At 63.6% G+C, this 23622-nt stretch carries 28 protein-coding genes; 13 read left to right on the top strand and 15 right to left on the bottom strand.

Annotated features, from left to right (window positions below):
• Window positions 1–76 precede the first annotated feature (76 nt).
• Together EB815_RS03455 and argB are read left to right on the top strand one after the other, a co-directional pair.
• Window positions 77–1576 carry an amidase gene (locus EB815_RS03455; protein WP_056573605.1) on the top strand — a complete coding sequence of 500 codons (1500 nt, stop codon included), beginning with the start codon at window positions 77–79 and terminating at the stop codon, window positions 1574–1576.
• 159 nt (window positions 1577–1735) lie between these two features.
• Window positions 1736–2629 (top strand): acetylglutamate kinase, encoded by an 894-nt coding sequence (argB, locus tag EB815_RS03450; protein WP_056573602.1) that lies wholly within the window; start codon window positions 1736–1738, stop codon window positions 2627–2629.
• Window positions 2630–2636: 7 nt separating this feature from the next.
• Here argB and bchE read toward each other — a convergent pair whose 3' ends face one another.
• On the bottom strand, window positions 2637–4199 hold the full coding sequence (gene bchE, locus EB815_RS03445; RefSeq protein WP_065005448.1) for a magnesium-protoporphyrin IX monomethyl ester anaerobic oxidative cyclase: 1563 nt from the start codon (window positions 4197–4199) through the stop codon (window positions 2637–2639).
• 117 nt (window positions 4200–4316) lie between these two features.
• Window positions 4317–4793 (bottom strand): Lrp/AsnC family transcriptional regulator, encoded by a 477-nt coding sequence (locus EB815_RS03440; RefSeq protein ID WP_065005447.1) that lies wholly within the window; start codon window positions 4791–4793, stop codon window positions 4317–4319.
• A gap of 138 nt (window positions 4794–4931) precedes the next feature.
• Between EB815_RS03440 and phhA the strand changes: the two genes are divergently transcribed.
• A complete protein-coding gene (gene phhA, locus EB815_RS03435) occupies window positions 4932–5768 on the top strand; it encodes a phenylalanine 4-monooxygenase (protein WP_056576282.1) in 837 nt (278 codons plus the stop codon).
• An 81-nt stretch (window positions 5769–5849) separates the two neighbouring features.
• Here phhA and EB815_RS03430 read toward each other — a convergent pair whose 3' ends face one another.
• Window positions 5850–6254, bottom strand: coding sequence for a VOC family protein (locus tag EB815_RS03430; RefSeq protein WP_056576279.1), 405 nt, complete (start codon window positions 6252–6254; stop codon window positions 5850–5852).
• Window positions 6255–6357: 103 nt separating this feature from the next.
• Here EB815_RS03430 and EB815_RS03425 point away from each other — a divergent pair, with 103 nt between their 5' ends.
• On the top strand, window positions 6358–6990 hold the full coding sequence (locus tag EB815_RS03425; RefSeq protein ID WP_056573596.1) for a TetR/AcrR family transcriptional regulator: 633 nt from the start codon (window positions 6358–6360) through the stop codon (window positions 6988–6990).
• Window positions 6991–7038: 48 nt separating this feature from the next.
• Here EB815_RS03425 and EB815_RS03420 read toward each other — a convergent pair whose 3' ends face one another.
• On the bottom strand, window positions 7039–7536 hold the full coding sequence (locus tag EB815_RS03420; protein ID WP_056573593.1) for a MarR family winged helix-turn-helix transcriptional regulator: 498 nt from the start codon (window positions 7534–7536) through the stop codon (window positions 7039–7041).
• Window positions 7537–7630: 94 nt separating this feature from the next.
• On the opposite strand from EB815_RS03420, the gene EB815_RS03415 reads away from it, so the two are divergent.
• Entirely contained in the window at window positions 7631–7798 is a 168-nt protein-coding gene (locus EB815_RS03415; protein WP_171883271.1) for a hypothetical protein, read from the top strand.
• 86 nt (window positions 7799–7884) lie between these two features.
• Here EB815_RS03415 and EB815_RS03410 read toward each other — a convergent pair whose 3' ends face one another.
• From EB815_RS03410 to EB815_RS03400, 3 genes are all read right to left on the bottom strand, one after another.
• Window positions 7885–9324, bottom strand: coding sequence for a GMC oxidoreductase (locus tag EB815_RS03410; protein WP_056573590.1), 1440 nt, complete (start codon window positions 9322–9324; stop codon window positions 7885–7887).
• The gene (locus tag EB815_RS03405; RefSeq protein WP_056573587.1) at window positions 9321–9503 is read right to left on the bottom strand and encodes a hypothetical protein; all 183 of its coding nucleotides are present in this window, start codon (window positions 9501–9503) and stop codon (window positions 9321–9323) included. The genes EB815_RS03410 and EB815_RS03405 overlap by 4 nt, the downstream gene beginning before the upstream one ends.
• Before the next feature lie 182 nt (window positions 9504–9685).
• Window positions 9686–10447 carry a GGDEF domain-containing protein gene (locus tag EB815_RS03400; RefSeq protein ID WP_056573584.1) on the bottom strand — a complete coding sequence of 254 codons (762 nt, stop codon included), beginning with the start codon at window positions 10445–10447 and terminating at the stop codon, window positions 9686–9688.
• Between the two features lie 161 nt (window positions 10448–10608).
• Here EB815_RS03400 and EB815_RS03395 point away from each other — a divergent pair, with 161 nt between their 5' ends.
• On the top strand, window positions 10609–11313 hold the full coding sequence (locus EB815_RS03395) for a pyrimidine 5'-nucleotidase (RefSeq protein WP_056573581.1): 705 nt from the start codon (window positions 10609–10611) through the stop codon (window positions 11311–11313).
• 115 nt (window positions 11314–11428) lie between these two features.
• On the opposite strand, the gene EB815_RS03390 is transcribed toward EB815_RS03395, so the two are convergent.
• Window positions 11429–12274, bottom strand: a complete 846-nt coding sequence (locus EB815_RS03390; RefSeq protein WP_081294967.1) for an LOG family protein — start codon at window positions 12272–12274, stop codon at window positions 11429–11431.
• A gap of 227 nt (window positions 12275–12501) precedes the next feature.
• On the opposite strand from EB815_RS03390, the gene dapD reads away from it, so the two are divergent.
• From dapD to EB815_RS03370, 4 genes are all read left to right on the top strand, one after another.
• A complete protein-coding gene (dapD, locus tag EB815_RS03385) occupies window positions 12502–13356 on the top strand; it encodes a 2,3,4,5-tetrahydropyridine-2,6-dicarboxylate N-succinyltransferase (protein ID WP_056573572.1) in 855 nt (284 codons plus the stop codon).
• Between the two features lie 72 nt (window positions 13357–13428).
• Window positions 13429–13782, top strand: a complete 354-nt coding sequence (locus tag EB815_RS03380; protein WP_056573568.1) for a DUF805 domain-containing protein — start codon at window positions 13429–13431, stop codon at window positions 13780–13782.
• Window positions 13775–14152, top strand: a complete 378-nt coding sequence (locus EB815_RS03375; protein WP_010912753.1) for a DUF805 domain-containing protein — start codon at window positions 13775–13777, stop codon at window positions 14150–14152. Before EB815_RS03380 ends, EB815_RS03375 begins: the two co-directional genes overlap by 8 nt.
• Window positions 14153–14279: 127 nt before the next feature.
• The gene (locus EB815_RS03370) at window positions 14280–15053 is read left to right on the top strand and encodes a hypothetical protein (RefSeq protein ID WP_056573565.1); all 774 of its coding nucleotides are present in this window, start codon (window positions 14280–14282) and stop codon (window positions 15051–15053) included.
• On the opposite strand, the gene EB815_RS03365 is transcribed toward EB815_RS03370, so the two are convergent.
• Window positions 14956–16008, bottom strand: coding sequence for a 2-dehydropantoate 2-reductase (locus EB815_RS03365; protein WP_056576278.1), 1053 nt, complete (start codon window positions 16006–16008; stop codon window positions 14956–14958). The two genes, EB815_RS03370 and EB815_RS03365, sit on opposite strands and share 98 nt — an antisense overlap.
• A gap of 126 nt (window positions 16009–16134) precedes the next feature.
• Between EB815_RS03365 and dapE the strand changes: the two genes are divergently transcribed.
• Window positions 16135–17328: a succinyl-diaminopimelate desuccinylase gene (gene dapE / locus EB815_RS03360; RefSeq protein WP_056573562.1), complete on the top strand. Its 1194-nt coding sequence runs from the start codon at window positions 16135–16137 to the stop codon at window positions 17326–17328.
• A gap of 5 nt (window positions 17329–17333) precedes the next feature.
• Window positions 17334–17966 carry a hypothetical protein gene (locus EB815_RS03355; protein WP_056573559.1) on the top strand — a complete coding sequence of 211 codons (633 nt, stop codon included), beginning with the start codon at window positions 17334–17336 and terminating at the stop codon, window positions 17964–17966.
• Window positions 17967–18049: 83 nt separating this feature from the next.
• On the opposite strand, the gene truA is transcribed toward EB815_RS03355, so the two are convergent.
• Genes truA through def form a run of 4 tightly spaced genes read right to left on the bottom strand, consistent with a single transcriptional unit; the run spans window position 18050 to window position 20814 of the window.
• Complete coding sequence (truA, locus tag EB815_RS03350; RefSeq protein ID WP_065005446.1) at window positions 18050–18799, bottom strand: tRNA pseudouridine(38-40) synthase TruA; 750 nt, start codon at window positions 18797–18799, stop codon at window positions 18050–18052.
• 23 nt (window positions 18800–18822) lie between these two features.
• Window positions 18823–19329 carry a GNAT family N-acetyltransferase gene (locus EB815_RS03345; protein WP_056573554.1) on the bottom strand — a complete coding sequence of 169 codons (507 nt, stop codon included), beginning with the start codon at window positions 19327–19329 and terminating at the stop codon, window positions 18823–18825.
• Window positions 19326–20279, bottom strand: coding sequence for a methionyl-tRNA formyltransferase (gene fmt, locus EB815_RS03340; RefSeq protein ID WP_056573551.1), 954 nt, complete (start codon window positions 20277–20279; stop codon window positions 19326–19328). The genes EB815_RS03345 and fmt overlap by 4 nt, the downstream gene beginning before the upstream one ends.
• Window positions 20280–20283: 4 nt before the next feature.
• Window positions 20284–20814, bottom strand: coding sequence for a peptide deformylase (gene def, locus EB815_RS03335; protein WP_056573548.1), 531 nt, complete (start codon window positions 20812–20814; stop codon window positions 20284–20286).
• Window positions 20815–20917: 103 nt separating this feature from the next.
• Between def and EB815_RS03330 the strand changes: the two genes are divergently transcribed.
• Window positions 20918–22189, top strand: coding sequence for a DNA recombination protein RmuC (locus EB815_RS03330; RefSeq protein WP_056573545.1), 1272 nt, complete (start codon window positions 20918–20920; stop codon window positions 22187–22189).
• An 88-nt stretch (window positions 22190–22277) separates the two neighbouring features.
• Here the strand turns inward: EB815_RS03330 and EB815_RS03325 are convergent, their stop codons facing one another.
• Both EB815_RS03325 and EB815_RS03320 read right to left on the bottom strand, forming a co-directional pair.
• Entirely contained in the window at window positions 22278–23090 is an 813-nt protein-coding gene (locus EB815_RS03325) for a class I SAM-dependent methyltransferase (RefSeq protein ID WP_065005445.1), read from the bottom strand.
• A gap of 81 nt (window positions 23091–23171) precedes the next feature.
• Window positions 23172–23576, bottom strand: coding sequence for a GFA family protein (locus tag EB815_RS03320; protein WP_056568401.1), 405 nt, complete (start codon window positions 23574–23576; stop codon window positions 23172–23174).
• Window positions 23577–23622 lie beyond the last annotated feature (46 nt).

The following is a 23622-nucleotide window of genomic DNA, read 5'->3' as shown; positions in this document are numbered from 1 at the left end:
GCTCCGGCGTTCGGTGGCGGCTTCGATTGCCAAGGGAATCGCCGCTGGCTAGCTTGTCCAAAAGCAGGGAGCGCTGATGTCGGTCGAACGGACCCTTTGGGAAGAAGACGCAACCGGCCTCGCCGATCTGGTGCGCAGGGGCGAACTGTCGGCGATCGAGCTGACCGAAGCGGCGATCGCGCGCGCCGAGGCCACGCGGCCCGAAATCAATGCCACGGCCGAGCCGCTCTACGAGGCCGCGCGGGCGCGGGCCAGGACCATCGACCGCTCCCTGCCGCTGGCCGGCGTGCCCTTCGCCATCAAGGACCTCGGCATCGCCATCAAGGGCGTGCCGTCGCATGGCGGCAGCCGCATTCCCGCCTGGGTGCCCGGGGTCAATTCGGTGATGACCGACCGCTACCTTGCCGCCGGGCTGATCCCGATCGTCACCTCGACATCGCCGGAGCACGGGCTGCGGCTGATGACTGAATCAAAGGCCTTCGGCATCACCCGCAATCCCTGGAATACCGGCCACACCAGCGGCGGCTCGTCGGGTGGCGCGGCAGCCCTGGTCGCCGCCGGCGTGGTGCCGGTGGCGCATGCCTCCGATGGCGGCGGCTCGATTCGGGTGCCCTCCGCCTGCACGGGCCTGGTCGGCCTCAAGACCTCGCGCGGCCGCATCCCGCTGACGCCGCTGGTGAGCGAAAGCTGGTACGGCATGGTGGTCGACCATGCTGTCACCCGCTCGGTGCGCGACACCGCGCTGCTGCTCGACCTCACCCATGGCCCGGACTCCTTGTCGCCCTATGCCGCGCTGCCGCCGAAGGGCACGTTCGCCGCCGCCGCCGCGCGCGACCCGGGCCAACTGAGGCTGGCCGTCTATCGCAAGTCGCCGCTTGGCCTGCCGATCTCGGCCGAAACAATGAAGGCGCTCGACATGGCGGTGGCGCTTGCGCGGGAGGGCGGCCATACGGTGGAAGAGATCGACCTGCCCTTCATCGACCGTGACTTCTTCGCCGACTTCTGCAGGACGGTTGCTTCGGCCGTCGCCGGCATGCTGCGAGCGGAAGCGCTGCGCGTCGGCCGTTCCGTCACCGGCGATATCGAGCGCGCCACGCGGGTGCTGGGCCGGTTGGGCGAAATGGTCTCGGCCGGCGAGACCTATGCCGGCCTGCAGCGGCTCCATGCCGCTTCGCGGCGGATGATCGAGGAAACCGCGCACTATGACGCGGTGCTGATGCCGATCATCGCCCACCCGCCGCTCGCCTGCGGCGCCATGGATCCGAAAGGCGCCGATGAACCGATCGAGAACCTGCTCGACAAGCTTCACCTGACGCCCCTGCTGAAGCTCAAGCCGCTGTTCGGACAGCTGATGGACAAGAGCCTTCTGTTCACGCACTGGCCGGCGATCCACAATGTCAGCGGCCAGCCGTCTATCGCGCTGCCAGTACATGTCACCGACGCCGGCCTGCCGCTCGGCATTCAGGCCGCCGGCCGTCCGGGCGACGAGGAGACGCTTTTGTCCTTCGCCGCGCAGATGGAGAAGATTTCGGGTTGGCTGGGCCGTAGGGCGCCCCTGATGGTTCCGTCGCGATGACGACGTCGTGAGACGTTCGAATATGACAGCAATGCCATTTGCCCCCTGCGCCAATTCCCGCTAAGACGCCGCCGTCCTTACCTGATGCAGGTCGGCCCAAAATGCCTAGCGGTTTTGGAGCAGCGGCATGCACAAACCAAAAGCCAGGGAACCGCCCCGATGACGGACATCGCCGCCACCGCCGAGATGCAGGCAGCCCTGCTGTCGCGAGCCCTGCCCTACATGCAGCGCTACGAGCATAAGACCGTCGTGGTGAAATATGGCGGGCACGCCATGGGCGACATCGAACTCGGCAAGGCTTTCGCCCGCGACATCGCGCTGTTGAAGCAATCCGGTGTCAACCCGATCGTCGTTCACGGCGGCGGCCCGCAGATCGGCGCCATGCTGACCAAGATGGGCATCGAATCCAAATTCGAAGGTGGGCTGCGCGTCACCGACCAGAAGACGGTGGAGATCGTCGAGATGGTGCTGGCCGGCTCGATCAACAAGGAGATCGTCGCGCTGATCAATGCCGAGGGCGAGTGGGCGATCGGCCTGTGCGGCAAGGACGGCAACATGGTGTTCGCCGAAAAGGCGCGCAAGACCATGATCGACCCGGATTCCAACATCGAGCGCGTGCTCGATCTCGGCTTTGTCGGTGAGCCGGTAGAGGTAGACCGCACGCTGCTCGACCTTCTGGCGCGCTCCGAGATGATCCCGGTGCTGGCGCCGGTGGCGCCCGGCCGCGACGGTCACACCTACAACATCAATGCCGACACCTTCGCGGGCGCCATCGCCGGCGCCTGCAAGGCCTCGCGCCTGCTGTTTCTGACCGACGTGCCGGGTGTGCTCGACAAGAACAAGAAGCTGATCGACGAGCTGACCGTCGCCGAGGCCAGGGCGCTGATCAAGGACGGCACGGTCTCGGGCGGCATGATTCCCAAGGTCGAGACCTGCATCGAGGCGATCGAGCGCGGTGTCGAAGGCGTCGTCATCCTCAACGGCAAGACGCCCCATTCGGTGCTGCTCGAACTCTTTACAGAGCACGGCGCCGGCACGTTGATCGTGCCCTAGTAAAATATCAGCCGGCTAATCTTTTCTCCGGCGGTTCGCGATTTGCGGTGGAAAGCGCCCGTTTCGGCACCGCGCGCCGAACGGTCATCGATTCTTCCTCGGCGTCCTGCGGCGCGCCCCAGAATTCGGCAAGCGTCGGCCCGTCCTTCGTCCTGCCGTCGCGGGCCAGAAATCCCCAGACCTCGCGGAACCAGACGCGGCGGCCCATTTTGGTGCACCAGCGCATCGAGTGGCGCTGCTCGGGATCGGGATGGAACAGGATGCGCGCCAGCGCCTTCGGCCTGGACTGCACGGCAAGTTCGATGAGCTTGACGCTGAAGAACAGCATCCACGGCTTCAGCCGCGTCATGTGCAGCACCTGGTGCTTGTAGTCCCACAGCCGGGCATCTTCTTGGATGACCTTGCGGTTGCGCGCGATGCGGAAGAACGGCGTCCAGCGATGCGGCGTCACATAGAGCGCCTGGATCTGGTCGGGGTCATAGGCGATGAGTTGGCGAAAGCCGCGCCACAGGTCGCGAAGCCCCTCATCCTCGAACCCCGCCACCCAGGTCGCCATCGACAGGATGCCGTGCTGGCGCAGCAGCCTTATCGCCTCGCGGTCGGATGAGGTGCTGCCGCCCTTGCGGATCAATTGAAGCGTCTGCTCGTCGGTGTTTTCCATGCCAAGCAGCCAGCGGATGACACCGGCCTTGCGGTAGAGATGCAGTATGTCGGCGTCGCGCACGATGTCGTCGGCGCGCGTCGAGCCGACGATCAGCACCGGCACGTCCTCGGCGATCAGCGCGTCGAGGAACGCGCGCCAGGCCTTCTTGGAAACCGTCGGGTTCTCGTCGGCGAGATTGATCAATTCGACGCCGTGTTCGCGGTGCAGCCAGGCGATCTCCCGCGCGAATTTCTTGGGATCGCGATGCCGCCAGCGGGTCCAGAAGCCGCGCTGTCCGCAATAGTTGCACAGATGCGGGCAGCCGCGCGAAAACTGCATCACCACCGCGCGCTTGCCACCCCAATAGCTGTACCTGTCATGGTCGATCAGCTCCCAGCCGACACGGTAGGCATCGAGCTCGGCAATGGTCATCGCCGCCTGCGTGGCGAAGGGCCGGCGCAGAGCGTCGCGAAAGGCGACACCCGCCACGCTCGCCGGCGGCTGGTGCATCTCCAGCGCCTCGACCAGCGCCACCACGGTCGCCTCGCCCTCGCCGCGCACGATGAAGTCGAAAACATCCGTCGCAGCCAGAATGTCGTGCCAGTGATAGGTCGGGAAAACGCCGCCATAGATGATGATGGTCGCCGGCTCGCGCTGCTTGACCATCGCGGCGATCAGCAAGGCGGTCGGGTGCGCCGAGGTCGAGCCGGAATGGCCGATCAGGACGAAGTCCGGGAAGTCGTGCAGAGCGTCGCCCACCACTTTCTCGAGCGGCATCGGCCCGAATTCGGCATCGACGAGCCGCACGTCATGACCGGCATCGATCAGCGGGCCACCGATCGCCAGCAGGCCGAGCGGCGGCAGATGGTCGTCGGGCACGCGGCTGCCGATGGCGGTGTGCGGTGGATTGATCAGGACGATTTTCATGGCGGACCTCATGGAGAGATGGTCCGCGTATGCTGATCCGGGATGTGGACCCCGGATGGGCTCGTTTCAGCAGTTTGCGTGCAGCTTTTCCCCAGGCAACGAGGAAGGCTGGCGCCGTCATCGCCTGAGATGCGCGAGCGGCACGTGGCCTGGCCCCTTGATGTTCTGCAGCACCAGTTGGGTATGGACGTCGCGCACGCCGTCGAGCCGCATCAGCCGGTGCATGACGAAGGCGTTGAGCTCGTCGACCGACGGCACCATCACGTGCAGCAGGAAATCGTGGTCGCCGGTCATCGTCCAGCACGAGGACACCTCGTCCATGCGCTGCACGGCGGCAATGAAGTTCTCGGGCGAGCCGTCGCTGTGGCTGACAAGGCGGACCTGGATGAACACCTCGACCATAAGACCGACCGCGCGGCGGCTGATCACGGCTGCAAAGCCCTTGATGATGCCGGCGTCCTGCAGTGCCTCGAAGCGTCGTGCGCATGGCGTCGTCGACAGGCCGATCTCTTGCGCCAGCTCGGAGACCGGCTTGCGGCCATCACGTTGCAGGACATCGAGCATCTTGATCTCGAAATCGTCGAATTGAGGCATTTTCACTCCTTCTGCGCGGATTGTGAGTGAATATTATCTCCAATATCGCCGCCGAACCATCATCAAAACCGATTTGCCTCGACGAATCCGGCTAGCCTCTTGGCACGTCAGCAATCGATGATCTGCCAGGAGGAAACCATGACGACGATGACCGTTGCCGAATATGCCCGCGACTGCGCGGCACAGGGGTTGCGCGGCGACTATTCGGTCTGCCGTGCCGATTTCACCGTGGCGCAGGGCTATGATTACAGCGCCGAGGAACAGGCGGTATGGCGCACTTTGTGCGACCGCCAGACCAAACTGACGCGCAAGCTCGCCCATCATTCCTATCTCGACGGTGTCGACAAGCTCGGCCTGCTCGACCGCATCCCCGATTTCGAGGATGTCAGCGCCAAGCTGCGCAAGCTGACCGGCTGGGAGATCGTCGCGGTGCCGGGTCTCATTCCCGCCGCCCCCTTCTTCGATCATCTGGCCAATCGCCGCTTCCCGGTCACCAACTGGCTGCGCACCAGGCAGGAACTCGACTACATCGTCGAGCCCGACATGTTCCATGATTTCTTCGGCCACGTGCCGGTGCTGTCGCAGCCGGTATTCGCCGATTTCATGCAGATGTATGGCAAGAGGGCCGGCGACATCATCGCGCTCGGCGGTGACGAGATGATCACAAGGCTCTACTGGTACACGGCCGAATACGGCCTCATGCAGGAGGCCGGCCAGCCGTTGAAAGCCTTTGGCGCCGGCCTGATGTCATCCTTCACCGAACTGCAGTTCGCCGTCGAGGGCAAGGACGCCCATCACGTGCCCTTCGACCTCGAAACGGTGATGCGTACCGGTTACGAGATCGACAAGTTCCAGCGCGCCTATTTCGTGCTGCCGTCCTTCGACGCCCTGCGCGATGCCTTCCAGGGCGCCGATTTCGAGGCGATCGTGGCGCGCCGCAAGGGCCAGCCGGCGCTCGACCCGGCGACGGTCTGATACATCTCGCCCAAAGACCCAGAGCACGTCGCATGAATCTGTTTCAATGCGACGCGCTTTGGACGCTGTGACCCCGTCAGGCTATTGCATGGCGGCGGGGTTCATCCACAAGAACTCCCAGACGTAGCCATCGGGATCTTCGATGTGGCGGTTGTACATGAAACCGAGGTCCTGCGCCGGATTGGGATCGGCGCGGCCGCCGGCCGCCACGCCCTTCTCGATCGTCGCATTGACCTCGTCCTTGCTGCCGGCGGTGAGGGCGATCAGCATCTGGCTGTCGCGCCTGGCGTTGCCGATCTGACGCGTGGTGAACTGGCCGTAATGCTGGTGCGTCAGCAACATGACCCCAATGGAATCCGAGAACATGATCGAGCTGGCCTGGTCGTTCGAGAATTGCGGGTTCAGTGTGCCTCCGACCGCGAGATAGAAGTTGGTCGCTGCCTGCAGATCGCGCACCGGTAGATTAACGAAGATCATTTTGCTCATCGGCATAAGCCCTGCTTTCGTTGACGGGTACTAGCCAGTCTAGTACTGTGGGTGTGACTATCATGCGGGAACGGTACCGTCTAGTACCGGTCAGGAGGATTCCATGGAAATCGACGGTGAGACCAGATCGGCGCGCAAGGATCGTGAAATCATCCAGGCGGCCACGGCGGCGTTCATCAGCAAGGGTTATGACGGGACCAGCATGGAGGAAATCGCCACCAGGGCGGGGGCTTCCAAGCAGACCGTCTACAAGCACTTCACCGACAAGGAGACGCTGTTCGGCGAAGTCGTTCTGTCAACCGCCACCCAGGTCAACGACATCATCGAGTCCGTGACGACGCTGCTTTCCGAGGCGAGATTCATGGAAGGCGGCTTGCAGCAGCTTGCCCGAAGTCTGATCACGATGCTCATGGATGAAGAATTGTTGAGGCTGCGGCGCCTGATCATCGCCAACGCGGATCGAATGCCGCAGCTTGGCCGCAGTTGGTACGAAAAAGGTTTTGAGCGCATGCTTGCCTCGACGGCGTCCTGCTTTCAAAAGCTCACCAGTCGGGGACTGATACAGACCAGTGACCCCTATCTGGCGGCCAGCCATCTTTTTGGAATGCTTCTTTGGATCCCCATGAATGAAGCCATGTTCACGGGAAGCAACCGGCGCTCCAGGGCCGAACTGGAACAGCACGCGGACGCCTCGGTGGAGGCGTTTCTTGTCACCTATGGGGTCAAGCCGAAATAGTCTGGGTCCCCGCAGACATTTGCGGTGACGGCGCGAATAAACGGCGCGTTATCGCACAGGGGTGTCCGCACGCTCGGCCTTCAGCCGGGCAAGCTGGGCACGCTGAAGGTCGAGGGCCGCGTTGATGAAACGCGATATGGTCGCGAGCTCGGCGTCGCTGAAGGTGGCGATCACCTTCTCGCCCTCCTTGGCGATGGCGCCGTAATAGCGCGACGACAGCTCCCTGGTCGCCTCGGTCGCTTCGATCACCACCTTGCGCCTGTCTTCAAGGCTGCGCGTGCGTGTCAGCAGGCCGCGCGCTTCCAGCCGGTCGATCAGCGCCGTTACCGCTGCCGGCGTCAGCCCGGTCGCGGTCGCGATCGCGCCGGCCGATTGCGGGCCGCTATAGAGCAGCCCGATGCAATGGCGTTCGGCCATGTTCAATCCAAGCTTCGTGCCGACCGCTTCGTCATAGGCCTGCGTGGCGTCCTGCCATTGCATCACGGCAAGGCCGATCGCGGCCGTCATCTCGTCGCGATGCACACTTGACGAATTTATTTCGATCATCTAACTATCAATCCGTCTAACATTTAGACTATCGCAACAATATGCGGCCCGGGCCCCGACAAGGCAAGTGCCGGTCGCCGACAAGGAGTGAAAAATGAGCCTGATTCAACAGCGTGCGCCCCTCTCGCACGAGGAGGAATTCAAATACGCCAAGCTGGCGATGGAATGGTATGGCTGGGGCTCTCCCATCGGCCTCGGCATCCTGCTCGTCGCGCTGGCCGCCGCGGCCGTGCTGGTGCGCCTCGCGATCTACGGCTTTTGACGGCCCTGCCGGGCTTCCGCCGGGGCCGTTGTCGGCTCCGGCGACATATCGGTTTGCAGCGGAGCGAATGGGCTCGCGGTGCACCGTCAGACCGCGACCACCTTGCTCAGATGGTCCCCCAGCCGGCAGGCCAGCGCGGTGATCGTCGTCGTCGGGTTGGCTTGACCCGAGGTGCAGAACACCGAGGAGCCGCCGACATAGAGATTGTCCATGCCGTGCACCTTGCAGTTGGCGTCCACCACGCTCCTGGTAACGTCGGTGCCCATGCGCGTGCCGCCCATGTGATGGTGGCCAGCGGTCTCCTCGTCGGTCGGGTAGTCCTCGGCGTTGGCAATCCAGTCCATCAGGCGAACGCGGCCGAGATCCTTCTCGATGAGCGTCGTGCCGAAGAGTTTCAGGCCTTCGACAAGCGTGCGGCGTTCCAGCTCCGATTTCTTCCAGTGCAACTCGATGCGCGGCACGCCGGCATGGTCGACATCGGTCTTCGACAGCTCGATCTGGTTGGAGGCCAGCGGCGCCTGTTCCCAGGCTACGTAGAGCTGGGCCGCGCAGCGCAGGTTCTGGCTGAGCTGATAGGCGACCCATTCGGCCATGTCGGGTGCCGTGCAGGCGAGGTCGGCAATCACATGCTTGACGCCGGCATAGGGCGTCTCGATCAGCCTGATGCCGAAATTCATGATCCGCAGGCGCTCCATCGCGGCGAGCGTCGGCGAGAAGAAGGCTTCGTTGACGGCATCGACCTCGAACTCGCTGTAGTCGGCCAGGATGGCATTGCCGCCCTCGAAGGTCGGATGTTCCATCCAGTAGCGGCCGAGCGCCGTGGCGTTTGGGACCACGCCGCCGTTGGAGCGCTGGTTCGACCACAGAAGCAGGCGCGAATTCTCCAGCCCGCCGGTACAGACGATGAAATAGTCGGCGCTGAAGGTGCCGGCATCCTGGCCGTTCGACCACAGTTTGGCGCCGGTCACCCGTTTGCCGTCGCCGGCAAGTTCGGTGGCATAGGTGTTGAGCACGACGGCGATGTTGCGGCTCTTGTCGAGCTCGTCGGCGAATTTCTCGCCGAAGCGCACAGCCGGGCTCTTGATCAGCTGTACCCAGCGTATGTCGTCCGAGATAGGCACGTCAGGCCGGAAATCGGGAAGCTCGAGGATATCGTGCACCTCGGGTAAGTAGGGCTCGATGTCGGCGCGGCGGATTGGCCAGCCGGTGTCGGGTGCCCAGGCCTTCGGCTCGAAATCCTGATTGTCGAGCACGCGGCACCAGCCGGCCCAGTGGTTGGAGCTGCCGCCCATATACCGCAGCCGGGTGATGTCGAGATCGAAATAGAAGTCGCCGACCGTGGTGCCGCGGTAGAAATCCTGCGACTCGTCGCTGAACTCGCGCGAACCGGCCTCCAGCACGACGACCTGGATGCCGGCGGCACCCAGCTTGCGGGCGATGGTGGTGCCGGCCGGACCGGAACCGAGAATGCAGACCCTGGGCTTGAAGGTGGCTGCGCGGTACGCCTCGTAGCTGTCGAAGATCATGCCAGGTCGCTCCGCCTGAGGATCCAGCCATTGACCTCGACAATTTCGTTCGGGTCGGCCTGGGATCGACTGGCATGGGTGGCGCCGGCCTCGGGCAGCTTGCGGAACAAGGACAGGGCAGGCAGTGCGATTATCGCCCGCACGAGTGTGCGGCGTGACATTTTTTTGAAGAAACTCATGACAGGTCTCTCGCATAGGGGCTTCGACGCGCATGCCATTCCCCGAACGGCACACGCATCGTCACAGACGCCAGTATCGTGCCAAGTCAGGCCTCAAGGCAGCGAAAAGGCGGGCAAGCGGTACAACCGAATGCACACAGGGTTAGAAATTCCTTAACAGGCGGGTGTGCCGGGCCGGCCGCTCAGGCGGCCGCGGAAATGTCCGTATCGAGGATCGACAGATTGCGGCCGGCATGCTTGGCCTGATAGAGGCGCTGGTCGGCGGCACGCATCAGCTCCGAGACGTTTGCATCTTCTCCGCAGACGGTGCCGCCGATGCTGACGGTCAGCGGAATGGTCCGTTCGTCGACGGGCCGGAAGCGGATCAGCTCGACCTCGCGGCGAATGCGCTCGGCAACGCGCTTGGCTTCTTTTTCCGTGGCTCCGACCAGAAACGCCCCGAACTCCTCGCCGCCAATGCGCCCGAGCACGTCGCCGCTACGCACGCCGCGCTCGATGGCGCCGGCGATCAACAGCAAGGCGTCGTCGCCGGTCAGATGGCCGAAACTGTCATTGATCTTCTTGAAATGATCGGCGTCGATGATCAGCAGCGCCCCGCGGTCGGACTTGCGCCGGGAGCCGTCCAGCGCGGCGAAGAAACTCTCCCGGTTGAGCATGCCGGTCATGTCGTCGCGGCTCGCCTTTTCCGACAAGCGGCGGTGTGCCGCGGCAAGCTGGGCGTGCGCCCGGGCCAGTTCGCGGTGCGCGTTTTTCAGCCTGTCGCTCTGCCAGAAGGTGCTGATGCAGGCCACCCATGCAAGGACCAGCGGGCAGAGGGTCGAGGTCAGCCAGATCGTCCGGTTGATCGGAAATCCCATGGCCGGAACGATGATCAGCGTGAGCAGAAGAGAGGCGGCGACGGAGGCAAAAGCGATAGCGGCGGATTTCAGAATGATGCTGTTCATCGCGGGCTCCCACAGGACTGTCTCTGTGCCAGCAAGCCCTGAAGGCCACCTTTCCCGGTTGCTTAAAATTTGAATCGTGAGGCCATTTCCACCACTAAAAGCGCGTGGAAGTTGTGGATAAAGTCCCTTTCAGAATCCCCGTTTCATGCCATAAGGAGCGCATGACCACGCTGCCTGATCCCGCCCGCTTCGCACATGTCACCGACTGGGTGTTCGACCTCGACAACACGCTCTATCCGCATCATTCGAATCTGTTCTCGCAGATCGACGTCAAGATGACGGCCTATGTCGGGGAGCTGCTGGCGTTGCCGCGCGACGAGGCGCGCAAGCTGCAGAAGGAGCTTTATCTCGAATACGGCACGACGCTGAACGGACTGATGACGCGCCACGGCATCGATCCCGATGATTTCCTCGAGAAGGTGCATGATATCGACTATTCATGGCTGGTGCCCGACCCGGTTCTCGGCACCGCCATCCGCCAGCTTCCCGGCCGCAAGTTCATCTTCACCAATGGCGACCGCAAGCACGCCGAGCGCACCGCGCGCCAGCTTGGCATCCTCGATCATTTCGACGACATCTTCGATATCGTCGCCGCCGGCCTCAATCCCAAGCCCGCTCGCCAGACCTATGAGAAGTTCGCCGAACTGCACGCGGTCACCGGCCACAATGCGGTGATGTTCGAGGATCTCGCCCGCAACCTGGAGGTGCCGAAGGCGCTGGGCATGACCACCGTGCTGGTGGTGCCGCGCAATTTCGAGCCGACCTTTTCCGAGATCTGGGAACGCGACCCCGCGCAGGATGACGATGTCGATTTCGTCACCGACGATCTGGCGGGGTTTCTGACTGCGATTGTGGAGAGGGAGTAGGTGGAGGGGAATTGGGGAATTGAAGAACTGGAGAACGATCCGGCCCCTTTTTCCTCAATTCCTCAATTCCTCAATTCCTCAATTCCTCAATTCCTCAATTCTCCAGCTCCCAGCCCTACTCCCCTAACTTGTAGAACCGGCTGATAATGCCCCAGGCCTCGTCGGCTGTGTCGACGAAATCGATGATGTCCTGGTCGCCGGGGCTGATCGTGCCTTGCTCGGCGAGGAAGTCGAGGTCGATGGCCCTTTTCCAGAAGGATTTGCCGAACAGGATCACCGGCACGCGCTCCATGCGTCCGGTCTGGATCAAGGTCAGCGTTTCGAAGAACTCGTCCATCGTGCCGAAGCCGCCAGGAAACACCGCCACCGCCTTGGCGCGCATGACGAAATGCATCTTGCGGATGGCGAAATAGTGGAAGTTGAAACAGAGCTCCGGCGTCACATAGGGGTTCGGCGCCTGCTCGTGCGGCAGCACGATGTTGAGCCCGATCGACGGCGCCCCAACGTCATCGGCGCCGCGATTGCCGGCCTCCATCACACCAGGGCCGCCGCCGGTCACCACCACATATTCGCGGTAGTATGACGCCGCCGACTGCTGTGAGCAAAGACGGGCGAATTTGCGCGCCTCCTCGTAATATTTGCTGTTTTCCTCGAGGTTCTTCTTCTGCGTCTCGTTCTTGGCCGCCCAGGCTTCGCCGCCAGGTTCAGGCAGGCGCGCGCCCCCGAACAGGATCACCGTCGAACGTATGCCACGCTCGGCCAGGATCATTTCCGGTTTCAAAAGTTCGAGCTGCAGCCTGACCGCCCGCAATTCGCGCCGCGTCATGAAGTCAGGGTCGTTCCAGGCAAGCCGGTACGTCTCGGCCCGCGTCTGCGGCGTGTCCGGCACGCTTTTCGACCGCTCCAGATCCTCGTCCGAATGCGGCAGCGGCGTCCATCCCGCCTTTTCCATGGGAGTCATCGAATCCACCCGTCCAATTCCTTTACTTGCGTCGTCCCGTGACGCAGCCACGATTGACCCCCATTGAGCCTTAACATAAGCAGGTTCCGCAAAAGTGTCCGGCGGTTTTGCGACAAGAACCTGCTACATGCAAAGACCCAAGCATGCAAAGCATGCCTGGGGGTCCGCGCGACTCTCAAAACAGGTTAAGGCGCAGCCCCTTAACAGCTTGGTAATGGAGCAAATTCATGTCGAAGCCCGATCTGGCGAGCCTCGAAAAGACCATCGAGAAGGCCTTCGAGGAGCGCGACTCCATTTCGACCGCGACACGCGGCGAGACGCGCGACGCCATCCAGTCGGCGCTGGACCTGCTCGATCGCGGTAGCGCCCGCGTCGCCGAGCGGCAGGCCGACGGCAAGTGGCACGTCAACCAGTGGCTGAAGAAGGCCGTGCTGCTCTCTTTCCGGCTCAACCCGATGGAGGTCATCAAGGGTGGCCCGGGCCAGGCCGTCTGGTGGGACAAGGTGCCCTCCAAGTTCGACGGCTGGAGCGCCGTCGATTTCGAGAAGGCGGGTTTCCGCGCTGTGCCGTCGTCGATCGTGCGCCGCTCTGCCTATGTCGCGCCAGGCGCCGTGCTGATGCCGTCCTTCGTCAATGTCGGCGCCTATGTCGATAGCGGCACCATGGTCGACACCTGGGCCTCGGTCGGCTCCTGCGCCCAGATCGGCAAGAACGTTCACCTGTCGGGCGGCGTCGGCATTGGCGGCGTGCTGGAGCCGATGCAGGCCGGTCCCACCATCATCGAGGACAATTGCTTCATCGGCGCGCGTTCGGAAGTCGTCGAGGGCTGCATCGTGCGCGAGGGTTCGGTGCTCGGCATGGGCGTCTTCATCGGCCAGTCGACCAAGATCGTCGACCGCGCCACCGGCGAGATCTTCTACGGCGAGGTGCCGCCAAACTCCGTCGTCGTCGCCGGCTCGCTGCCCGGCAAGCCTCTTCCAAACAACGAACCCGGCCCCAGCCTCTACTGTGCCGTCATCGTCAAGCGCGTCGACGCCAAGACCCGCTCCAAGACTTCGATCAACGAATTGCTGCGCGATTGATCTTTCCGCCGGGCGGGCGCACCTTCCGCCGGCGCGACAATCGGTCGCGCTGGTTCAACATGGAGGGGTGACATGGACTGGAAGTATCTGCTGACCAGCTATGAGGGTCGCATCAACCGCGCAAAGTTCTGGGCTTGCGTGGGCGTGATTTTCGTCGGCGCGGTGATCGCCACAATTCTCGACAACATACTGGGTACGACATTCAACCACATGCCGTACGGCTTTATCTATTTGCTCTACGCGTTGGCCATGCTCTATTCGGTCTTCGCCGTCTATGCCAAGCGCTGGCATGACCGAGGCAAGTCCGGCTGGTGGAGCCTGATCATTCTGGTGCCTTTCATCGGCGCGATCTGGTTTCTGGTGGAATGCGGCATTCTCGAAGGCGCCAAGGGTGCCAATCAATACGGATCGGACCCGCTTGCCTGACAGTTCAAATCTCACCTGGCTTTTCTTCAAGACATCGGGCCGCGTCAGTCGCGCGGCCTATTTTCTTGGTGGCTTGCTGGTCGCCATCATCCAGGCGTTCCCGCTCTATCGCTTCACGCTGGTGCCGGAAGGCTCGGCCGAGAGCAACATGTGGTCGTTCATCTTTTTCATCGCCTTCATTGCCTCGCTATGGTCGAACATCGCGCTGGCGGTGAAGCGGCTGCACGACCTCGACAAGCCGGGCATTGCCGCGCTGATCCTGTTCGTGCCGGTCGTCTCGATTGTCGCCTTTCTTGTACTGTGCCTGTTTCCAGGGCAGCCTGGGCCCAACCGCTATGGCCGCCGTACCAACGAGCCGGCGCAACCCTAGAGCCGGATGATCTCAGGTCGAATCGACCTGAGATCTGAATCCGGCTCTAAATCAAAGGGATAGAGCATGATGTCGTCCGAAAGCCGCTTCACACTTTTCGGCATCACGCTCTGAGGACCGATCGGACATGCGCTACCGTACGCTTGATCCGAAACTGATCATCGAGACCGCCGAGCGGCTCGAGGGGCGCGTCGCGGAACGTTTTCCCAAGGCCGGACTGCGTGGCGTGGCCGCCGAGCTGGTATCGCTGTCGCGCGATCTGGCCAAGGCGGCGAAAGGGCTCGAGGAGCCGATCTGGTGGCTGCGCGGCCTCATCGTCGCGGCCTTCATCACCGGGGTGCTGATCTTCCTGTTCGTCGGCACCATCCTGCCGCTCGACCGCATTTCCGGAACCGACGATGCCGTGCAGTCGGTGCAAGGCATCGAGGCTTCGATCAACACCGTCATCCTCGCCGTGCTTGGCTTTCTGGCCTTGATCCGCACCGAGGAGCGCATCAAGCGCAAGAGGGTCTTTCGCCAGCTCCACGGCCTGCGCTCGCTGATCCATGTCATCGACATGCACCAGCTGACCAAGGATCCGGCGGCGCTTTCGGCCAGTTTCAAGCCGACGGCGCAGTCGCCGGCCCGCATCACCAATGCCGCCGACCTGGCGCGCTATCTCGACTATTGCTCCGAAATGCTGTCGATCACCGGCAAGATCGCCGCTCTGTTCGCCCAGTCGGTCAATGACGACGTGGTTATCGATGGCGTCAACGACATCGAGAATCTGAGCTCCAACCTGTCGCGCAAGATCTGGCAAAAGATCACCCTGATCGAGAGCCACCCGGCGGCGCAACCTGTTCCGGCGCCAGGCCCGGCGAGCCAAGCCGCGCCGCTTCCGCCGCGCGCACCAAAGCGGTAACGCTTTTCAAGACCGGCGCCGGCGTGCCCGTTCTTTCAGCGAGACTGAGCACCGCCCCTTGCAGCTCATCGATCTCCGTCGGCCGGCCGCGCTGCAGATCGTCCCACATCGAAGAGCGCGCCTCGGGATCGATCGCCAGCATGCGCCGCGCCAGCCGTTTGAACAGCCAGTCCGGCAACCGAAGCACTGTTGGCAGCAGCGCCGGCCGCGGGCCGGCGATCCGCGCCGGCGCGATGCCGGAGGCCTTCATCGCGCGCAGCGCCTCGTGGATCTGCCCGGCCAGGATCAGCCGCCAGCGCCGGTCGGCGAGTTCGTTCGCAAGCGGCAGGCCCGACAGCGCCACCAGGGCGTTGTTCAGGTTCATCAACAGCTTGCCCCACAGCACGGCCTTCATGTCGCCATGCGTCTCGACCGCCAGCCCCCCGACACTAAGAAGACCGGCGACATCGAGAAGGCCGGCGCGGCCGCCATCCTCGATCATCACCTTGCCCTCGCTGGCGCGGTGGACGCGCAGCGGCAGCTCGCCGTCGGGTGACTGCACCACGTTGAACGGCACCATGCCGGCCAGCACGGTTCGCTGGCCGAGCCCGGCGCGCAGCTTGTCGGCATTGTCGACGCCGTTCTGCAGGCTCACCACCACGGCGTCGGGGCGGGCATGGGTATTGATGAGCGCTGCCATCTCGTGTGTCGCGCGGCTCTTGACGGTGACCAGGATCACGTCCGCCCCGGGCAAGGCAGCGGCCGGATCCACGGTGATCCCAAGCACGTCGTTCTTGACCAGGCGATCGCGGCCCTCGAGGTCGCTGATGCGCAGTCCGCCCTGCTGTACGGCTGCCTCGATACGCGGCCGTGCCAGCAGAATCACCTGCCTGCCGGCGAGCGCCAGGCAGCCGCCGACATAGCAGCCGATGCTGCCGGCGCCGGCGATGACGATCCTTTTTTGCCCGTTTGCCATGCTGCCGCTCCGCACCGGCCCGACTATACGACATGAAAACCATAATGTCGGCGGCATCGTCCGCCATTGGACTGGCCTCCATGTCTGGCCGTGACAGGCCCTCAGCTTTCGACTATCGCTTTTGCCATGACGCTGCCGACCGATCCCGCCGCCAACCTCGCCGCCCTTATCCGTTGCGCCTCGGTGACGCCAGCCGAAGGCGGCGCGCTGAGCGCGCTGGAAACAATGTTGAAACCGCTAGGCTTCCTGGTCGATCGGCCGGTGTTCTCCGAGGACGGCACGCCCGACATCGAGAACCTCTATGCAAGGCGGTCCGGCAACGGCCCGCATCTGATGTTCGCCGGCCATACCGATGTCGTGCCGGTCGGCGACGAGGCCGCCTGGACGCACCCGCCTTTTGCCGCCGAGATCGCCAATGGCGAGATGTATGGCCGTGGCGCGGTCGACATGAAGGGCGGTATCGCCTGTTTCGTCGCCGCCGTGGCACGCCATGTCGAGGCGAATGGCGGCCCAAAGGGCTCGGTGTCGCTGCTGATCACCGGCGACGAGGAAGGCCCGGCCGTCAACGGCACGGTCAAGCTCCTCGAATGGGCCGCTTCCAGGGGTGAGAAATGGGATGCCTCGATCGTCGGCGAGCCGACCAATCCGGATGCACTGGGCGACATGATCAAGATCGGCCGTCGCGGCTCGATGTCGGGTTCGATATCGGTCAATGGCCGCCAGGGCCATGCCGCTTATCCGCAGCTTGCCGATAATCCGGTGCGCGGGCTGATCAGTCTGGTCGACGCCTTGCTGCATCCCGTCTTCGACAAGGGCACCAGGGATTTCCAGCCGACCAATCTGGAGGTCACCTCCATCGATGTCGGCAACCCGGCCACCAACGTGATTCCGGCCAAGGCCACCGCGACCTTCAACATCCGCTTCAACGACACCTGGACGGCCGAGACCATCCAGGCCGAAATCCACAACCGGCTCGACCAGGCGGCCAAGCGCAAGAAGTACCGGCCGGGCAAGAAGACGCCGGTCGACTACGACCTTGTCTGGCGCGATCGGCCGAGCCATGTCTTCCTGACCCGTGACGACAAGCTGGTCGACACGCTTGCCGGCTCCATCAAGGCGGCGGTTGGCAAGGAACCGACGCTGTCGACCTCCGGCGGCACATCGGATGCACGCTTCATCAAGGACTATTGCCCGGTGGTCGAGTTCGGCCTGGTCGGCAAGACCATGCACATGGTCGACGAGCGCGTTGCCCTTGCCGACCTCGAGACATTGACGCGGATCTACCAGCGCTTCATCGAAGACTGGTTCGGACAAGGCTGAGCAGCATGCTTTCGGCGGACGAAACCCAAGCCTCGTTGCTCGGTGCCTGGCGGCTGATGCTCGGCAAGGTCGATGGCCTGCGCCTGCTCGACCTGTCGGCCGACGGTTTCTGGAATTCTTTCTTCGCCATCATCGTTGCCGCGCCGCCGCTGATCGTCGGCTGGGTCGGCATCGCCAACGAGATCGGTGATCCCGATGCTTTCGTGGGGCGCTTCAGCATGCTGTTGCGCCTGGCCACGGTCGACATAGGCTCCTGGGTGCTGCCGCTGATCGCGCTCGCCCTGGTCGCGCCGCGCGCCGGCATTGGCGGCCGCTTCGTCCACTACGTCGTTGCCAGCAACTGGGCCTCGGCCATCACCGCCTGGCTGATGCTGCCCTCGGCGCTCGTCAGGCTTTTCCTCTCCTCGGCGAGCCAGGTCTCGAGCCTTGTGTCGCTGTTGTTGTTTGCCCTGTCGATGGTGCTGACCTGGCGCATGACCACTGCGACGATCGGCAAGGGCGCAGCGGTTGGAACCGCCGTTTTCGTCGGCATGTTCATCGCTTCGCTGCTGGTGTTGTTCGCGCTGCAGATGCTGCTTGGCATCACCGTGCCGGACGATATCGGGGCTCAGAGCCTTTCCGGGCTCTTTCCCGGGTAGAGCCTGCCGGGCTCGGAACAGGACCTGCCGGACCCATTCCGAATAGAGCCTCCGGCCTCTATTCAGGGATAGAGCCTGCTGGCTCATCCGGGATAATCGACGCCAATGAGAAAAAGCCCGTCGGGCGGCGCCACCTGGCCACAGGCGGCGCGGTCGTGCGCCTCCAGCGCCGCCTTGAGGTCGGCCTCGGTCCAGCCGCCGTCGCCGACGCGTTTCAGCGAGCCGACCATGGAGCGCACCTGGTTGTGCAGGAAGGAACGTGCCGAGGCCCTGACCTCGATCATGTCGCCTGTCCGGCTGACATCGAGCCGCTCCAGCGTCCGGACCGGGCTGTTGGCCTGGCACTGCGTCGAGCGGAAGGTGGTGAAGTCGTGCCGGCCGAGCAGGACTTTCGCCGCCTCGTGCATGGCGACGGCGTCGAGCCGCTTCGGCACCCACCACACCTTGCCCTTTTCCAGCGCCGAGGGCGCACGTCGGTTGAGGATGCGGTAGAGATAGTGACGGCCGGTGGCCGAGAAGCGGGCGTCGAAATCGTCGGGAACGACCGTCGCCTTCAGGATCACAACACGCGCGCCGGCGGCCTGAAGATGCGCGTTGACCGCGTCGCGCACCTTGTCACCAGGCCATGCCTTGGCGAGGTCGACATGCGCCACCTGGGCCGTTGCATGCACGCCGGCATCGGTGCGGCCGGCGGCACGCAGCCGCACCGCCTCGCCGCTGAATTTCTCGATCGCCTGCTCGATCGCCTGCTGCACCGAAGGCTGGTCGGCCTGGTGCTGCCAGCCGGCGAAAAGGCTGCCGTCATATTCGATGTCGAGGCGAAAACGCGGCATGCCGGGCAGCTATACGCTCTTGCCTAAGCGGCGAGAGCGGTGAAGGCGGAAGCGTAGACCAGCCTGCCGGCTTCCGGAGCGTCGCCCCAGGCCAGCGCTTGCAGCGCCTCGCCCTGGTATTCGCTCTCGAATTTTTCGGCCCGCGCATGGCTATAGCCGAAACGGCCATAATAGGCCGGGTCGCCCAGCACCACGGCCAGCGTCTCGCCGGCATCCCTCAGGCGGATATGCGCCTCTCGGATCAGCGCGCCACCAATGCCGCTGCCATGGAACGAAGGCTCCACCGCCAGCGGCGCCAGGGCCACGGCCGCGAGGCTCTTGCCGCCATTCTGGACGAAGAGCCTTGAAAACAGGATATGGCCGACCACCTGGCCTTCTTCTTCGGCCACCAGCTCGACCACGGCGTCGCCGCCGGTCACCAGCGCGTCGACCAAGCCGGCCTCCGCCTGCTGGCCGAAAGCGTGTTCCTCGACGAGGCGGATGGCCTCGCGATCCCGCGGCGTCGCCGCGCGTATCGACATCATGCTCATGAGAACTTCATTCCTTTTGCGATCTTGGCTCCGCGCAGGAATTCCGACGCGGCGGCGGGCTTTCCGCCCGCACGTTGAACTTCGACCAGTCTGATCGCGCCTGTTCCGCAGGCGACCGTCAGCCGGTCATCGAGAATTCCTCCCGACTCGCCCAGATCTTCCGAAAGCGACCGGCCTTCGGACAGCGTCGAGCGAAGCAGTTTCAGCCGTTCCATGCGGCCGCCAATGTCAATTTCAGACCAGGCGCCGGGAAAGGGCGACAGGCCACGAAGACGGTTATGGACCTCGACGGCAGGCCGTGTCCAATCCACACGCGTCTCGAATTTATCGATTTTTCTGGCGTAAGTCACCCCGTCCGCCGCTTGCGCGGTAAATGTCAGGGTGTTCTCTTCCAGCCGCGCCAGCGCTTCCACCATCAGGGAGGCACCGACACTCATCAACCGATCATGCAGATCGCCGGCTGTCATATCGGGTTCGATAGCGCATTTTTCAAGCAATCCCACCGGGCCGGTGTCGAGCCCCTCTTCCATGCGCATCACCATCATGCCGCTTTCCAGGTCTCCCGCCATGATGGCGCGCTGGATGGGAGCGGCACCGCGCCAGCGCGGCAAGATCGATGCGTGGCCGTTGATGCAGCCAAGCCGGGGCGCGTCGAGAACAGCCTTGGGCAGCAGCAATCCATAGGCGACGACCACGGCGATATCCGCCTGCAAGTCACGGAAAGCGGTCTGTTCGGCCTCGGCCTTGAGAGAGGTCGGCGTGCGTACCGCGATGCGCAGCCGCTCCGCTTCGCGCTGCACCGGCGACGGCGTCAACTCCAACCCGCGCCGGCCGGCGGCGCGAGGCGGCTGCGTGTAGACGGCGGAAATCTCATGTCCGGCCTCGGCAATCGCGCGCAGCGTCGGCACCGAAAATTCCGGCGTGCCCATGAAGATGACGCGAAGGGGCATTCCCCTATCCCACCAGCTTGCCCGGCGCCTTGTCCTTGGCGAGCTTCTTGAATTTCTTCACCACCATGTCGCGCTTCAGCTTCGAGATGTGGTCGATGAACAGCACCCCGTTGAGATGGTCGATCTCGTGCTGCAGGCAGGTCGCCATCAGACCCTCGGCCTCCATCTCCTGCAGTTTGCCGTCGCGGTCGAGATATTTCACCCGAACGGAAGCCGGGCGTTCGACCTCGGCGTAATAGTCGGGGATGGACAGGCAGCCTTCCTCGTAGACGGAGCGCTGATCGGCGCTTTCGAGGATCTCCGGATTGATGAAGACATGCGGCGCCGGCGTTTCGTCTTCCTTGGCAAGGTCGATTACCAGCATGCGCAACGGCTCGCCGATCTGGATTGCCGCCAGCCCGATGCCGGGCGCGTCATACATTGTCGCCAGCATGTCGTCGGCCAGTTTGCGCAAGGGCGCGTCCACGCGCTCCACGGGCTTCGAAACCTGGCGCAGGATGGGATCGGGAAGGATGATGAGCGGCTTGATCGGCATGGCGTCCCACGTAAGACGTCCAGCGAAAAGCGTCAACCGTTGGACCTGAGTCTCGTTCACGTTTTGATCTGTGCCAGCCCCACGAATCGGCTATGCTGTCCACATGAATGATCTGAGCACCATCCTTTCGCAGCCCGTCGCCCGGCTCGGCGCCTCGACAATCACGCTCGGCCACGCTCTGGCCTTCGGCGCCTTGTTGTTTTTCGGCCTGTTCGTGGCGCTGGTCGTCTCGCTGTGGCGGTCGGCCAAGGCGCGTGCCGTCGCGGCCGCGGAAGCCGCCGACCATGCCCGCGACGCCGAGGCGCGGATGGCCGGCATATTGCAAAGCCAGGCTGAGATGCAGGGCCGCATGGGCGCCATCGCCGAAGTGTTCGGCGCACGCCAGGCGGAGTTGACGCAGTCGATCGGCCAGCGCCTCGACGCCATGACCGGCCGCATCGGCCAGACCATGACCGAGCAGACCAAATCCACGCATGAGAGCCTGGCCAAACTGCAGGAACGGCTGGCGGTCATCGATACCGCGCAAGGCAACATCCAGTCGCTTGCCGGTCAGGTCGTGCAGCTCCAGGCCATCCTTTCCAACAAGCAGACGCGTGGCGCCTTCGGCCAGTCGCGCATGGAGGCGATCGTCGCCGACGGCCTGCCGATGGGCGCGTATGAATTCCAGGCGACGCTGTCGAACGGCAGCCGGCCCGATTGCCTGGTCAAGATGCCGAACGGCGCGCCCTCGCTGGCCATCGATGCCAAGTTTCCCCTGGAAGCCTGGAATGCCATCCGCGCCGCCGATGGCGCCGACCTGCAGAAGGTCGCGTCCCAGGCCTTCCGCCGCGACATCGAGATCCATGTCCGCGATATTTCGGAGAAGTATCTTATCCAGGGCGAAACGCAGGACACCGCCTTCATGTTCGTGCCGTCGGAATCGGTGTTCGCCGAAATTCACGAGAATTTCGAGGCGATCGTCCACAAGGCGCACCGCGCCCGCGTTGTCATCGTCTCGCCGTCGCTGCTGATGCTGTCGATCCAGGTCATCCAGGCGATCCTCAAGGACGCCCGCATGCGCGAACAGGCGCATCTGATCCAGGGCGAAGTGATCCGGCTGATGGAAGATGTCGCGCGCGTCGACGAGCGCGTGCGCAAGCTGCAGGGCCATTTCGGCCAGTCGGCCAAGGATATCGAGGACATCCTCGTCTCGACATCGAAAGTGACCAAGCGCGGCCAGAAGATCGAGGCGCTGGAGTTCGGTGCGCAGGCCGAAGGCGATGCAAGCCCGGAGACGCCGTCCCGGGCACCGGCCGCGAAACTCGACCCCGGCCCGCGCGTTGCCGATTCTAAGACCGGGCAGCTCAGGCTGCGGGTCGTCGAAGGCGACGACTGAGCGGATTGTTTGATCTTGACGCAATTCCCCGGGGAAAGCGCTACGCGCTTTTCCCAGGAAGACCGCCCACACCTTTCCTGGAATTGCGTTAGGCCACGGCGACGATGACGTGGGCCTGAATCTTGGCGGCAACCGCACCGCTGCCATGCCTGGCCGCGATCGCTGACGCGGCATGGTCCGTTGCGGCGTCGAGTTTTCCCGGATCCCTGGCCTCGATTTCGGTGCGAAGCACCGTTCCCTGGCAATACGCAAGGGCCGGAATGCGCGGCGAGGGCGCGCGGCTCTGTTCGGCCCTCGTCTCGATCGCCACACCGGAGAAACCCGCCTCCTCAAGGTCTCCGCGGATCAATGCCGTATCGTGGTAGCCGTGCGGCGTGCGGGCCAGAAAGCGTGGTGGATCGCTGGGAAAGATCCTGGCCAGGGCATTCGTCACATCATCGGCAAACACATTCTCTTCGATGCGATCCCATACGTTGAACAGAAAGTGTCCGCCCGGCTTCAGCACCCGCCTTGCCTCGCGGTAGGCGGAGGGGCGGCTGGGAAAGAACATCGCGCCGAACTGGCAGCAAACGAGATCGAAGGCCGCATCTTCAAACGGCAGCGCCATGGCATCGGCCTGGCGCCATTGGATGCGGCTGTCGGGAGCTTGTCGCGAAGCGGCATAGTCGAGCATCGGCTGGTTGAGGTCGGTAACGACATAGTTTGCGTCAGGAGACAGTCTTGGCGCCAATGCGCGGGTGACAACCCCGGTGCCCGCGGCGACTTCCAAAACGGCGCTCGGCGAAAAGGATGCCGCTCGTTGTGCAAGATCCGCGGCGAACGGCTCGAAAATCAACGGCACCATATAGCGGTCGTAGTTTTCCGGGATCGAGCCGGCAAACAACTTGTCCGTTTCCAACATGGCTATCGCCCGCCTGTTTGATGTCGAGCCAGGCTAGCACATAATTGTTGTCCTGGGCGGCTTTCGGCGCGGAGGCAGGTGCTACTGCTCTTCCACGATGCTTATTCCTTCGAATTCCGGAAGCCAGTGCAGAGCCGATCGATGCCACTTCTGTTGTGTCGGGATCAGATCCTCGCGTTGCCGCGCGGTCCCCGCTCGGATCCCATAGATCTTCGGGCCGTCGCCGACAGACGTCGCATAAAGATGCGAGCCGCAATCGCCGCAAAATGCCTGGGCGCGCTTGGCGCCGCTCGATCCGGTCTTGATATAGATTTTTGGCGTGCCCCTGGTGATCCGGTAATGATCCTCGGGCGCGGGAACGGTGACGCGAAAGGCCGTACCGGTCAGTTGCTGGCAGTCCGTGCAGTGACAGATGGAGGTCTTTTCCGCGTCGACCTCCGCTTCATAGGTGATGGCACCGCAATGGCACGCGCCGTCGATCTTCATTGTTGCTCCTCCGAAATCGATCGGCTGATCTTAGCGGCGCCAGGCG

The sequence above is a fragment of the Mesorhizobium loti genome (genome assembly GCF_013170705.1).
Classification (GTDB): Bacteria; Pseudomonadota; Alphaproteobacteria; order Rhizobiales; family Rhizobiaceae; genus Mesorhizobium; species Mesorhizobium loti_D.
This window is presented reverse-complemented; position numbering and strand designations above follow the sequence as displayed.

What these genes read in the sequence shown, in the direction of transcription:
- EB815_RS03345 (WP_056573554.1), bottom strand. Translation starts at nt 19,329, where the DNA reads ATGAGCATGATGTCGATACGCGCGGCGACGCCGCGGGATCGCGAGGCC.
- dapE (WP_056573562.1), top strand. Translation starts at nt 16,135, where the DNA reads ATGACGCTGCCGACCGATCCCGCCGCCAACCTCGCCGCCCTTATCCGT.
- EB815_RS03410 (WP_056573590.1), bottom strand. Translation starts at nt 9,324, where the DNA reads ATGATCTTCGACAGCTACGAGGCGTACCGCGCAGCCACCTTCAAGCCC.
- EB815_RS03380 (WP_056573568.1), top strand. Translation starts at nt 13,429, where the DNA reads ATGGACTGGAAGTATCTGCTGACCAGCTATGAGGGTCGCATCAACCGC.
- EB815_RS03330 (WP_056573545.1), top strand. Translation starts at nt 20,918, where the DNA reads ATGAATGATCTGAGCACCATCCTTTCGCAGCCCGTCGCCCGGCTCGGC.
- EB815_RS03370 (WP_056573565.1), top strand. Translation starts at nt 14,280, where the DNA reads ATGCGCTACCGTACGCTTGATCCGAAACTGATCATCGAGACCGCCGAG.
- truA (WP_065005446.1), bottom strand. Translation starts at nt 18,799, where the DNA reads ATGCCGCGTTTTCGCCTCGACATCGAATATGACGGCAGCCTTTTCGCC.
- def (WP_056573548.1), bottom strand. Translation starts at nt 20,814, where the DNA reads ATGCCGATCAAGCCGCTCATCATCCTTCCCGATCCCATCCTGCGCCAG.
- EB815_RS03405 (WP_056573587.1), bottom strand. Translation starts at nt 9,503, where the DNA reads ATGAGTTTCTTCAAAAAAATGTCACGCCGCACACTCGTGCGGGCGATA.
- EB815_RS03355 (WP_056573559.1), top strand. Translation starts at nt 17,334, where the DNA reads ATGCTTTCGGCGGACGAAACCCAAGCCTCGTTGCTCGGTGCCTGGCGG.
- EB815_RS03420 (WP_056573593.1), bottom strand. Translation starts at nt 7,536, where the DNA reads ATGATCGAAATAAATTCGTCAAGTGTGCATCGCGACGAGATGACGGCC.
- fmt (WP_056573551.1), bottom strand. Translation starts at nt 20,279, where the DNA reads ATGCCCCTTCGCGTCATCTTCATGGGCACGCCGGAATTTTCGGTGCCG.
- EB815_RS03325 (WP_065005445.1), bottom strand. Translation starts at nt 23,090, where the DNA reads ATGTTGGAAACGGACAAGTTGTTTGCCGGCTCGATCCCGGAAAACTAC.
- EB815_RS03425 (WP_056573596.1), top strand. Translation starts at nt 6,358, where the DNA reads ATGGAAATCGACGGTGAGACCAGATCGGCGCGCAAGGATCGTGAAATC.
- EB815_RS03430 (WP_056576279.1), bottom strand. Translation starts at nt 6,254, where the DNA reads ATGAGCAAAATGATCTTCGTTAATCTACCGGTGCGCGATCTGCAGGCA.
- EB815_RS03320 (WP_056568401.1), bottom strand. Translation starts at nt 23,576, where the DNA reads ATGAAGATCGACGGCGCGTGCCATTGCGGTGCCATCACCTATGAAGCG.
- EB815_RS03400 (WP_056573584.1), bottom strand. Translation starts at nt 10,447, where the DNA reads ATGAACAGCATCATTCTGAAATCCGCCGCTATCGCTTTTGCCTCCGTC.
- EB815_RS03415 (WP_171883271.1), top strand. Translation starts at nt 7,631, where the DNA reads ATGAGCCTGATTCAACAGCGTGCGCCCCTCTCGCACGAGGAGGAATTC.
- EB815_RS03395 (WP_056573581.1), top strand. Translation starts at nt 10,609, where the DNA reads ATGACCACGCTGCCTGATCCCGCCCGCTTCGCACATGTCACCGACTGG.
- bchE (WP_065005448.1), bottom strand. Translation starts at nt 4,199, where the DNA reads ATGAAAATCGTCCTGATCAATCCACCGCACACCGCCATCGGCAGCCGC.
- phhA (WP_056576282.1), top strand. Translation starts at nt 4,932, where the DNA reads ATGACGACGATGACCGTTGCCGAATATGCCCGCGACTGCGCGGCACAG.
- EB815_RS03365 (WP_056576278.1), bottom strand. Translation starts at nt 16,008, where the DNA reads ATGGCAAACGGGCAAAAAAGGATCGTCATCGCCGGCGCCGGCAGCATC.
- EB815_RS03440 (WP_065005447.1), bottom strand. Translation starts at nt 4,793, where the DNA reads ATGCCTCAATTCGACGATTTCGAGATCAAGATGCTCGATGTCCTGCAA.
- argB (WP_056573602.1), top strand. Translation starts at nt 1,736, where the DNA reads ATGACGGACATCGCCGCCACCGCCGAGATGCAGGCAGCCCTGCTGTCG.
- EB815_RS03390 (WP_081294967.1), bottom strand. Translation starts at nt 12,274, where the DNA reads ATGACTCCCATGGAAAAGGCGGGATGGACGCCGCTGCCGCATTCGGAC.
- dapD (WP_056573572.1), top strand. Translation starts at nt 12,502, where the DNA reads ATGTCGAAGCCCGATCTGGCGAGCCTCGAAAAGACCATCGAGAAGGCC.
- EB815_RS03455 (WP_056573605.1), top strand. Translation starts at nt 77, where the DNA reads ATGTCGGTCGAACGGACCCTTTGGGAAGAAGACGCAACCGGCCTCGCC.